Source organism: Frigoribacterium sp. RIT-PI-h, from assembly GCF_001297205.1.
In the GTDB taxonomy this organism is placed as follows: Bacteria; Actinomycetota; Actinomycetes; order Actinomycetales; family Microbacteriaceae; genus Frigoribacterium.
Map to the genome: position 1 here is coordinate 22,485 of NZ_LHOZ01000053.1, position 9,700 is coordinate 32,184.

General features: G+C 71.0%; 10 protein-coding genes. 7 read left to right on the top strand and 3 right to left on the bottom strand.

The window, feature by feature from the left end; all coding sequences use genetic code 11:
• The first annotated feature begins 28 nt into the window (after positions 1 to 28).
• Positions 29 to 1,057 carry a class II fructose-bisphosphate aldolase gene (gene fbaA, locus AEQ27_RS04425; RefSeq protein ID WP_054145565.1) on the top strand — a complete coding sequence of 343 codons (1,029 nt, stop codon included), beginning with the start codon at positions 29 to 31 and terminating at the stop codon, positions 1,055 to 1,057.
• A gap of 76 nt (positions 1,058 to 1,133) precedes the next feature.
• Here fbaA and AEQ27_RS04430 read toward each other — a convergent pair whose 3' ends face one another.
• Together AEQ27_RS04430 and AEQ27_RS04435 are read right to left on the bottom strand one after the other, a co-directional pair.
• Positions 1,134 to 1,715 (bottom strand): DUF6264 family protein, encoded by a 582-nt coding sequence (locus AEQ27_RS04430; RefSeq protein ID WP_054145566.1) that lies wholly within the window; start codon positions 1,713 to 1,715, stop codon positions 1,134 to 1,136.
• A complete protein-coding gene (locus tag AEQ27_RS04435) occupies positions 1,712 to 2,785 on the bottom strand; it encodes a 4-hydroxy-3-methylbut-2-enyl diphosphate reductase (protein ID WP_082383244.1) in 1,074 nt (357 codons plus the stop codon). Before AEQ27_RS04435 ends, AEQ27_RS04430 begins: the two co-directional genes overlap by 4 nt.
• Before the next feature lie 116 nt (positions 2,786 to 2,901).
• Between AEQ27_RS04435 and xseA the strand changes: the two genes are divergently transcribed.
• The 5 genes from xseA to AEQ27_RS04460 all read left to right on the top strand — a co-directional run bounded on the left by xseA (position 2,902) and on the right by AEQ27_RS04460 (position 7,336).
• Entirely contained in the window at positions 2,902 to 4,191 is a 1,290-nt protein-coding gene (gene xseA / locus AEQ27_RS04440) for an exodeoxyribonuclease VII large subunit (RefSeq protein ID WP_054145567.1), read from the top strand.
• A gap of 9 nt (positions 4,192 to 4,200) precedes the next feature.
• Complete coding sequence (locus AEQ27_RS04445; RefSeq protein WP_054145568.1) at positions 4,201 to 4,431, top strand: exodeoxyribonuclease VII small subunit; 231 nt, start codon at positions 4,201 to 4,203, stop codon at positions 4,429 to 4,431.
• The gene (locus AEQ27_RS04450; RefSeq protein WP_054145569.1) at positions 4,428 to 5,111 is read left to right on the top strand and encodes a DUF4245 domain-containing protein; all 684 of its coding nucleotides are present in this window, start codon (positions 4,428 to 4,430) and stop codon (positions 5,109 to 5,111) included. The genes AEQ27_RS04445 and AEQ27_RS04450 overlap by 4 nt, the downstream gene beginning before the upstream one ends.
• 148 nt (positions 5,112 to 5,259) lie before the next feature.
• The gene (locus tag AEQ27_RS04455) at positions 5,260 to 5,850 is read left to right on the top strand and encodes a carbonic anhydrase (protein ID WP_054145577.1); all 591 of its coding nucleotides are present in this window, start codon (positions 5,260 to 5,262) and stop codon (positions 5,848 to 5,850) included.
• An 85-nt stretch (positions 5,851 to 5,935) separates the two neighbouring features.
• Positions 5,936 to 7,336 carry a class II fumarate hydratase gene (locus AEQ27_RS04460; protein ID WP_255349751.1) on the top strand — a complete coding sequence of 467 codons (1,401 nt, stop codon included), beginning with the start codon at positions 5,936 to 5,938 and terminating at the stop codon, positions 7,334 to 7,336.
• A 310-nt stretch (positions 7,337 to 7,646) separates the two neighbouring features.
• Here the strand turns inward: AEQ27_RS04460 and AEQ27_RS04465 are convergent, their stop codons facing one another.
• The gene (locus tag AEQ27_RS04465; RefSeq protein ID WP_054145570.1) at positions 7,647 to 8,249 is read right to left on the bottom strand and encodes a prepilin peptidase; all 603 of its coding nucleotides are present in this window, start codon (positions 8,247 to 8,249) and stop codon (positions 7,647 to 7,649) included.
• 311 nt (positions 8,250 to 8,560) lie between these two features.
• Between AEQ27_RS04465 and AEQ27_RS17095 the strand changes: the two genes are divergently transcribed.
• The gene (locus AEQ27_RS17095) at positions 8,561 to 9,088 is read left to right on the top strand and encodes a hypothetical protein (RefSeq protein WP_152970164.1); all 528 of its coding nucleotides are present in this window, start codon (positions 8,561 to 8,563) and stop codon (positions 9,086 to 9,088) included.
• Positions 9,089 to 9,700: the final 612 nt, after the last annotated feature.

Here is a 9,700-nt window from a genome sequence, read left to right on the forward strand (position 1 = left end):
CCCAGGGTCACCGATGGAAGGAGATTCCATGCCCGTCGCACCCCCCGAGCAGTACGCGGAGATGCTCGACAAGGCGAAGAACAAGGGCTTCGCCTCCCCCGCCGTCAACGTCTCGTCGTCGCAGACGATCAACTCGGTCCTGCAGGGCCTCACCGAGGCGGGCAGCGCCGGCATCATCCAGGTCACCACCGGCGGCGCAGACTACTTCGCCGGCCACACCGTCAAGAACCGTGCCGCGGGGGCCATCGCGTTCGCGAAGTTCGCGACCGAGGTCGCGAAGAACTACCCCGTGACCGTGGCGCTGCACACCGACCACTGCCCGAAGGACGCCCTCGACGGCTTCGTGCTGCCCTTGATCGCCGCCTCCGAAGAAGAGGTCCGTGCCGGTCGCAACCCGCTGTTCCAGTCGCACATGTGGGACGGCTCGGCCGTCCCCCTCGACGAGAACATCTCGATCGCGCAGGACATGCTGAAGCGCACCAAGGCGATCAACGCCATCCTCGAGGTCGAGATCGGCGTCGTCGGTGGCGAAGAAGACGGAGTCCAGCACGAGGGCACCAACGACGCGCTCTACACCACGGTGGGCGACGTCACCCGCGTGGTCGAGGCGCTCGGCCTCGGCGAGCACGGCCGCTACATCGCCGCACTCACGTTCGGCAACGTGCACGGCGTCTACAAGCCGGGCAACGTCAAACTTCGTCCCGAACTGCTCGGCGAGATCCAGCAGGGCATCCAAGAGAGGTTCGGCACGGCGGCCAAGCCCCTCGAACTCGTCTTCCACGGCGGCTCGGGGTCGTCCGACGCCGAGATCGCCGAGGCGGTCTCGAACGGCGTCGTCAAGATGAACCTCGACACCGACACGCAGTACGCCTTCAGCCGTTCCATCGCCGACACCGTGCTGAAGAACTACGACGGCTTCCTCAAGGTCGACGGCGAGGTCGGCAACAAGAAGCAGTACGACCCCCGTGCCTGGGGCAAGGTGGCCGAGACGGCCATGGCCGCCCGCGTCGTCGAGGCGACGAAGCAGCTCGGGTCGTACGGTCAGTCGGCGAGCTGACCCGCGCCTCCTGGTCGCACGACGAAGCCCCCGAGCGAGTGCTCGGGGGCTTCGTCGTCAGGGCGTGGGACGAGAGTCAGTTCGACCCCGAGAAGTAGTCGTTCGTGAAGCTCTGCATGGCCTCGGCGAAGGCCGGGTCACCCATCAGGATGGCCGCCGCTCCGAACCCCTGCACGAGACCGAAGACGACACCGGCGACGAGGGGCACGACGAATCCGAGACGCCCGGCGCGCAGTCGCCTGAGGGTCCACCAGGTCGAGACGGCGAAGAGCGCCACGGCCAGCACGGCCATGACGACACCGAAGGTCTGCAGCGCGGCCGACGAGCCGAACCCCGAGAGGTCGAGCCCGAACGTCTCGAACTGGGCGAGTTGCGTCGTCGCGTAACCGGGCACGCGGGCGATCGCCTGGATCGCGCCGAAGGCACCCAGGCCGATCAGGGCGAACGTCGCCACCCGGTCGACGCGACGCCCGGTCGTGAGCGCAGGAGGTGCGGTGCGGGCCTCGTCACCGGGGCGGACGTCGGTCGAGGCCGTGGGCCGCGCGTCCTGCTCGGCGACCCGCGCCTCCTCGGCACTGTCGGCCTCGGCCGTGACGGGATTGACCCACCCCTCGGGCGCGTACTCGCCGTAGCGCGGTTTCGGGCGGTCGTCGGTCATCGGGTGCGGCCGCCCAGACCGCGCGCGTCGACCTGGCCCGTCGCGTCCTTGCGCAGTTCTTTCGGCAGCGAGAACATCAGGTCTTCCTCGGCGGTGACGACCTCTTCGACGTCGACGTAACCGGCGTCGGACAGGTCGGCCAGCACCTCGTCGACGAGGACCTCGGGCACCGACGCGCCGGAGGTGACCCCGACCGTCTCGACGCCGTCGAGCCACTCCTGCTTGATCTCGTTCGTGTAGTCGACGCGGTAGGCGGCCTTGGCCCCGTGCTCGAGGGCGACCTCGACGAGACGGACACTGTTCGAGCTGTTCGCCGAACCGACGACGATGACGAGATCGGCGCCCTGGGCGACCTTCTTGATCGCGACCTGGCGGTTCTGCGTGGCGTAGCAGATGTCGTCGCTCGGGGGGTTCTGGATGCTCGGGAAGCGCTCGCGCAGACGGCGGACGGTCTCCATCGTCTCGTCGACGCTGAGGGTCGTCTGCGACAGCCAGACGAGGTTCTCGGGGTCGGCGACGACGAGGTCGTCGACCTCGCCGGGGTTCTGGACGAGCGTGGTGCGGTCGGGCGCGTGCCCCATCGTGCCCTCGACCTCCTCGTGCCCGGCGTGGCCGATCAGGATGATGTGACGGCCCTGGCTCCCGAAGCGCACGGCCTCGCGATGCACCTTCGTGACCAAGGGGCAGGTCGCGTCGATGGCCTGCAGCTCGCGGTCGGCCGCACCCTTCACGACGGCCGGCGAGACGCCGTGCGCGCTGAAGACGATGTGCGACCCCTGGGGGACCTCGTCGACCTCGTCGACGAAGATCGCTCCCTGGCTCTCGAGGGTCGCGACCACGTGCACGTTGTGGACGATCTGCTTGCGGACGTAGACGGGCGCCCCGTAGTGCTCGAGCGCCTTCTCGACGGCGATCACCGCGCGGTCGACGCCGGCGCAGTACCCGCGGGGCGCTGCGAGCAGCACCCGCTTGCGTCCGTTGACAGGGGTATCCTTTAGCCTGTTCCGCACCGCAGGAACACGCGGTGTCGGCAGGTCGATGGCGAGGGCGCCGTTGGAGATGTGGCTCACCCGACGAGTCTAGGTGTGCCGGACTGGTCGCGTACTGGGAGCGGCCGCGCGAACCGTCGACGGCCCCGGGCCGTCGCTCGTCCTGCCGGTGTCGACCACCCCTCGAACGGAGCTCCATGACGATCGTTCCCCCTCCCCCCACCGCCGAGTCCCCGTGGCCCGTCGGGCTCCTCGCGAGCAAGGTGCGCGACTGGATCGATCGCCTCGGTACGGCCTGGGTCGAGGGCGAGATCACCCAGTGGAACGTCTCGGGGGGCAACGTCTACGGCAAGCTCCGCGACCTCGAACAGGACGCCACCGTCTCGTTCTCCATCTGGTCCAGCGTGAAGTCGCGTGTCCCCGCCGACCTCAAGCAGGGCGACCGCGTCATCGCCGCCGTCAAGCCGAACTACTGGGTCAAGGGCGGCAGCCTCACGATGCAGGTGTTCGACATGCGCCACGTCGGGCTCGGCGACCTCCTCGAGCGACTCGAACGCCTCCGCCGCCAACTCACGGCCGAGGGGCTCTTCTCCCCCGAGCGCAAGCGGGCCCTGCCGTTCCTGCCCGGGTGCATCGGCCTCGTCACCGGCAAGGACAGCGACGCCGAGAAAGACGTCCTGCGCAACGCCCAGCTGCGATGGCCCTCGGTCTCGTTCCGCGTGGTGCACGCGGCGGTGCAGGGCGACCGCATGGTCGGCGAGGTCACGGCCGCGATCCGACGTCTCGACGCCGACGACGAGGTCGACGTCATCATCGTCGCCCGAGGCGGAGGCGACTTCCAGAACCTCCTCGGATTCAGCGACGAGGGTCTCGTCCGCGCCGTCTCGGCCTGCACCACACCGGTCGTCAGTGCGATCGGGCACGAGGCCGACCGGCCACTGCTCGACGACGTCGCCGACCTGCGCGCGTCCACCCCGACCGACGCCGCCAAACGGGTCGTTCCCGACGTCACCGAAGAGCTGTCGCGCGTGCAACAGGCGCGCACCCGCATCGGCGTCCGCCTGACCTCCCTGGTCGCGACCGAGATCGATCGGCTCGAACAGATCCGCAGCCGGCCGGTGCTCGCATCACCCCAGACCCTGGTCGACGTCCGGGCCGATGAGGTCGTCCGGGCGGTGGCCCGGGGTGAAGAACTCGTCGGGCGGGCCGTCGAGAGGGCGCACACCCGGGTCTCCGAGCTCACGGCGCAGCTGCGCGCCCTGTCGCCACAGGGCACGCTGCGCCGCGGTTACGCCATCGTGCAGCTGCCGTCGGGCAGCGTGCTGCGGTCTCCCGACGAGGCCCCCGCCGAGACGCGCCTCCTCGTGACCACCGGTGGAGGCGCGGTGGGCGCCGTCAGCACCGGCGCCTCCTCCCCAGGCTCCGCCGCGACCGACGACCCCTCGCGTGAGGCGTCTGCCGCGTCCTCCGCCACCACCCCTCGTTAGGATCGTCACGTGGACACCACCCCGACCAGCACCCCGCCCGACGTCTCCTCGCTCAGCTACGAGCAGGCCCGCGACGAGCTCGTGTCGGTCGTGAACGAACTCGAGCAGGGCGCCCCGACCCTCGACCGCTCGCTGGCCCTCTGGGAACGCGGCGAGGCACTCGCCCGGCGCCGCGAAGAATGGTTGATGGGGGCGCGAGAGCGCCTCGAGGCGGCCCGACGCCAGGTGTCCGCCGAATGACCTCCCCCTCCGACGGTGGCCGCCGGAGCCCGCGACGTCCTCGTGAGCCCCGCGTCGTCGCCGAGCTCGGCCGGCCCGAGACCCCGGACGAGACCGCGGCGCGCCAGGCCGAGAACACGCGCAAGCCCTACGCGAACCAGACGGCGATCAACCTCACCCTGTCGATCGTCGCCTCTCTCGGCATCGTGCTCTTCCTCGTGCTCGTCGTGGTCCGCCCGAGCGGCACGGTGAACCGTCAGGCGATCGACTACGTCCAGGTCGCCGCGCAGGCGCAAGCGAGCGTCGACGCTCCCCTCGCCGCGCCTCCGCTGCCCGACGGGTGGTCCTCGAACGCGGCCGAGGTCCGATCGTCCACCCGAGACGACGTGCCGACCTGGTACGTCGGGCTCATCACCCCCGAGCAGCAGTTCATCGGCCTCGAACAGGGCATCGACGCCAACCCGACCTGGGTCAGCCTGCAGGTGCAGAACGCCGCGGCGACGTCGACCCGGTCGATCGGCGGCCTCACCTGGGACGTCTACGACCGGCGTGACGCCGACGACCCGGGCAACTACGCCTACGCCCTGACCACGACGGTCGACCGCAGCTCGTACGTGCTGTACGGCACGGCCGACGACTCCGAGTTCGACGTCCTGGGCACCTCCCTGGCCGAACAGATCTCCAGCCAAGAAAGCGAATGACGTGACCCGACACGACCCCGCCGCCGACGCCCCTGCCGCGGCAGCCCCGATCCCTTCCGCCTCCGGCTCCCTCTCCGGTTCCGCCTCGACGTACGAGCCGGCGACGGGCCCCACCGAGGATTCGGCCCCCGGTACCGCGTGGAGCCGCATGGTCGAGGGCAACCACCGCTTCGTCGACGGGGCGCCGCACCACCCTCACCAGGACAGCGACCGCCGATCGTCCCTCGCCGCCGGACAAGAACCGGTGGCCGCCCTCTTCGGCTGTGCCGACTCGCGACTCGCCGCCGAGATCATCTTCGACGTCGGTCTCGGTGACCTCTTCGTCGTACGCAACGCCGGCCAGGTGGTCGGCGACACCGTCATCGCCTCGCTCGAATTCGCCGTCTCGGTGCTCCACGTCCCCCTCATCGTGGTCCTCGGCCACGACAGCTGCGGCGCCGTCGCCTCGGCCATCGACTCGATCGGTTCCGACGCCGCCCCCGGGTCGGAGTTCCTGGGTGGGCTGATCGACATGATCATGCCGTCGGTCGAGCGTGCGCAGCTCGACCTCGAGAACGGTGCCGACCTCGACCCCCGCACGGTCGGCCAGTTGCACATCGAGGCGCCCGTCCGCACGCTCGTCGACCGGTCCGCCCTCATCGCGTCCGCCGGCGCGGACGGTAGGTTGGCCGTGGTCGGCGCGAACTACGACCTCGCCAACGGGCGGGTCGACCCTTCGGTCGTCGTCGGCCGACTCTGAACCGAGTCGGGGCGAACGCTCCGACGCCCCGCGCCCTCGACGGGCGCAGCAGCCCGGCAGGGCCCGAGGAAAGGACCACGACGTCGTGACCACATCCGAGACCGAGTACCGCATCGAGCACGACACGATGGGCGAGGTGCGCGTTCCTGCATCGGCGCTCTACCGCGCCCAGACGCAGCGTGCCGTCGAGAACTTCCCCATCAGCGGGGCCGGTCTCGAGCCCGCGCAGATCGTGGCGCTGGCACGCATCAAGCGGGCGGCCGCCCTGGTGAACGGCGAGATGGGCATCATCGACCGGCCCGTCGCCGACGCGATCGTCTCGGCCGCCGACCAGATCATCGGCGGCAGCCACCACGACCAGTTCCCGGTCGACGTCTACCAGACGGGCAGCGGCACCTCGTCGAACATGAACATGAACGAGGTGCTCGCCACCCTCGCCGGAACGGTCGACGGTGTCGCCGTCCACCCCAACGACCACGTCAACGCGTCGCAGTCGTCGAACGACGTCTTCCCCACCTCCGTCCACGTCGCCGTCACGGGTGCGCTGCTGCACGACCTGGTCCCCGCCCTCGACCACCTGGCGATCGCCCTCGAGACGAAGGCCTCGGCCTGGTCCGACGTGGTGAAGGCAGGCCGCACCCACCTCATGGACGCCACGCCGGTCACGCTCGGTCAAGAGTTCGGCGGCTACGCACGGCAGATCCGTCTCGCGATCGAGAGGGTGCAGAGCGCTCTTCCCCGCGTGGCCGAGGTCCCCCTGGGCGGAACGGCCACGGGGACCGGCATCAACACGCCCCAGGGCTTCCCGCAACGCGTCATCGCCGCCCTCGCGGACGACAGCGGACTGCCCGTCACCGAAGCGCTCGACCACTTCGAGGCGCAGGGCGCGCGCGACGCGCTCGTCGAGGCCTCCGGAGCCTTGCGTGTGCTGGCCGTGAGCCTCACGAAGATCAACAACGACATCCGGTGGATGGGCTCGGGGCCCAACGCAGGCCTCGGCGAGCTGCACATCCCCGATCTGCAGCCCGGCTCGTCCATCATGCCCGGCAAGGTCAACCCGGTCATCCCCGAGGCCGTGCTCATGGTCTCGGCACGCGTGATCGGCAACGACGCGACGATCGCCTGGGCCGGTGCGTCCGGAGCATTCGAACTCAACGTGGCGATCCCCGTGATGGGCACGGCGCTGCTCGAGTCGATCCGCCTGCTCTCGAACGCCACCCGCGCCCTGGCCGACAAGACCGTCGACGGACTCGAGGCCAACGTCGAGCACGCCCGCGCCCTCGCCGAGTCGTCTCCCTCGATCGTGACCCCGCTCAACCGGGTCATCGGCTACGAGGCGGCGGCGAAGGTGGCCAAGCACGCGGTCGCCCAGAAGCTCACCGTCCGCGAGGCCGTCGTCGACCTCGGCTTCGTCGAGCGGGGCGAGGTCACCGAGCAGCAGCTCGACACCGCCCTCGACGTGCTCAGCATGACCCACCCGGGCTGAGCCCCGCCCGGCGCCGAGTCTTGCCGGGCCCCGCCGGTGCTGAGCCCGACCCGTGCAGAGCCCTGCCGGGCTGAGGCCGGCCCCACGCCGAGTCCCGACCGCGCGGTGCGATGTGCGCGTGCCGCGTCGCTCTAGCCACGGTCGCGGCCGTGGCAGCAGACCGTCGAGCGTCCTCGGCCGGGGCGTCGTGCCCTCAAGCACGTCGAGGAGGCGCGCGTCCGTCAGCGACGGACACGCGCCTCCTCGGCGTCGCGGCCTCATCTCAGGTTCTTCCTCGTCGTGTGGCCGCAGTCGACCCGCAGCCGGGACGTCACAGCATCGTCACGACGGCCTCGATGCCGACGCCGGCCGAACGCCCGACCACGACACACCAGAACGCCGCGAGAAGGCACGGCCCGAAAGGGACGCCCCGACCTGGCCGTACCGAGTCTGCCGCCGGATGCGACCGTGACCGGCGCGACCTCGTGCCGAACGCCCGAAGCCCGGCTACCCCGATCGCCAGCGTTCCGGCGAGACCCCAGAACTGCAGCAGAGCCGTCAGGTCACCCGTCGACAGGAGACCGGTCAGGACGGCCCCGAGCTTGACGTCGCCCATGCCCAGGCCGCCGGCGACGGCAGCCAGCAGACCGAGCACGGCGGCGGCCAGGGCGAGGGCCAGGCTCGTCACGGCCTGGGCGGGGTCACCCCCGGCGACGCGCAGAGCTGTCGACACACCCCACGCACCCGCGGCCACTCCGACGAGGACGTTCGGCAGTCGACGTTCGGCCAGGTCGATCCGGACCAGGGCTGGTGTCACGGCCGCGACTCCGAGGAACCCGACGAGCGTCGCCGCCCCCGCGTTCGCGCCCGCCAGCGGATCGGCGTGAGGCGTGGCGGCCGCGACCGTGATCGCGATCGCAGACAGTGTGGCCACGGCAACTGCTTCGCGGGCCTGCGTGCGCTCGGGTAGCGGCCCGCCACCGCGTCGAGCTGCTCCCCCGCCCGACGAGCGCGTCCCGTCCGCCGGCATCGTCCCGTTCTCGAGACCGTCCGATGAGATCACGACGCTTCCGATGTCGAAGCCGTCACCGGTCCGGGCGGACCCGGGGGCGACATGCGTCCTCGTGCCGGCCGAACCAGATGCCACGGGCGTCGCCCCCGTGTGCGCCGGACACCAGGACGGCGGGCACGTCCGCGGGGCACGACGAGACGGCGTCGAGGTCCTCGGGCATCTTCCAGCACCGCGTGGACCGCCTCGACGACGAGCGGTCGATGGTCGCGCACCATCTCGTAACTGGCTCGAAGGGCGGTCCGACCCTGGATCGTGATGGCCAGGTCCTTCAAACGATCTGCGTCGAACGTGTCGCCGTGCCAGCTGCGGCCGTCGAGTTCGAGGGCGACGACACCGTCGACGACGACGTCGATGCGACGACGATCCCCCGGGCCGACCCGGGTCTGCGACTCGACCCGGTGTCCCAGACCGGCGAAGGTCACCCGCATGACGCTCTCGAGGAAGCTCTCGCTCCGGGCGTCGGCCCAGTCGACGATGCCCCTCACGTCGGCCGGTGCCCCTGCGAAGGCCTCGTGCAGTCCGACGACCGAGAAGTGACCGCTGGACAGCGCCCAGTCCAGCAGGGCGACAGCCTCGTCGAGAGGTGCGGCCACGACGGCGTCCACCAGAGCGGTTCGAAGGGGTACGGCCCAGGCCGCCCGGTGTGCGTCGTCCACCGCGTGTTCGTCCTCGTCCGGGTGACGGGACGCCGTTCCGGCTGACGGTCGAGGGGGCACCCGCCCGTCGGCACGCCACCGGACCGCCGCGCCACGCCGTGGCCGGAGTCGTGACGCCCCAGGGGGCACCACGACGCTGAGGGTGGGAGCGGCCGTCCACATCCACGCTCCGAGCAGGGCCGAGAGCGACGCCCCGGTCAACCTGCCCCCGATGCGCACGGCCTCGTACCTCGCGTCACCCGGCGGGAAGGTCGTGTACCAGCCTCGACGGGCCCGATGCACGTGCCCGAAGCGCACGGCTGCGGTGAGCATCCGGTCGGTGGCTCCTAGAACGACGAGATCCCGCTTGTGGAGGACGCCGCCGGCATTCCTGACGTGGTTCGCGGTCTGCTGCATGCCGACAGGGTGACGCGACCAGCGCCTCCTCAGCGGTGCGTGAGAGCTCGCCGGTGGAAAAGGACGGCTTCGAGCGAGCTGGGGCCGGCGCGTTCCGCACTCCGGCTCGACGGCTCACCGGCACCCACCAAGCGGGAGTGCCCGTGCCTGTGCCCGCGCCGCGCCCGCACACCCTCGCCGCGTCCGCGTCCGCGTCGCGACCGAGGCCCTGCGCACGTCGGCAGCCCGGCCCGCACGGCTCCGCCCTGCCCGGCCCCAGCT

What these genes read in the sequence shown, in the direction of transcription:
- AEQ27_RS04455 (WP_054145577.1), top strand. Translation starts at nt 5,260, where the DNA reads ATGGTCGAGGGCAACCACCGCTTCGTCGACGGGGCGCCGCACCACCCT.
- AEQ27_RS04430 (WP_054145566.1), bottom strand. Translation starts at nt 1,715, where the DNA reads ATGACCGACGACCGCCCGAAACCGCGCTACGGCGAGTACGCGCCCGAG.
- fbaA (WP_054145565.1), top strand. Translation starts at nt 29, where the DNA reads ATGCCCGTCGCACCCCCCGAGCAGTACGCGGAGATGCTCGACAAGGCG.
- AEQ27_RS04450 (WP_054145569.1), top strand. Translation starts at nt 4,428, where the DNA reads ATGACCTCCCCCTCCGACGGTGGCCGCCGGAGCCCGCGACGTCCTCGT.
- xseA (WP_054145567.1), top strand. Translation starts at nt 2,902, where the DNA reads ATGACGATCGTTCCCCCTCCCCCCACCGCCGAGTCCCCGTGGCCCGTC.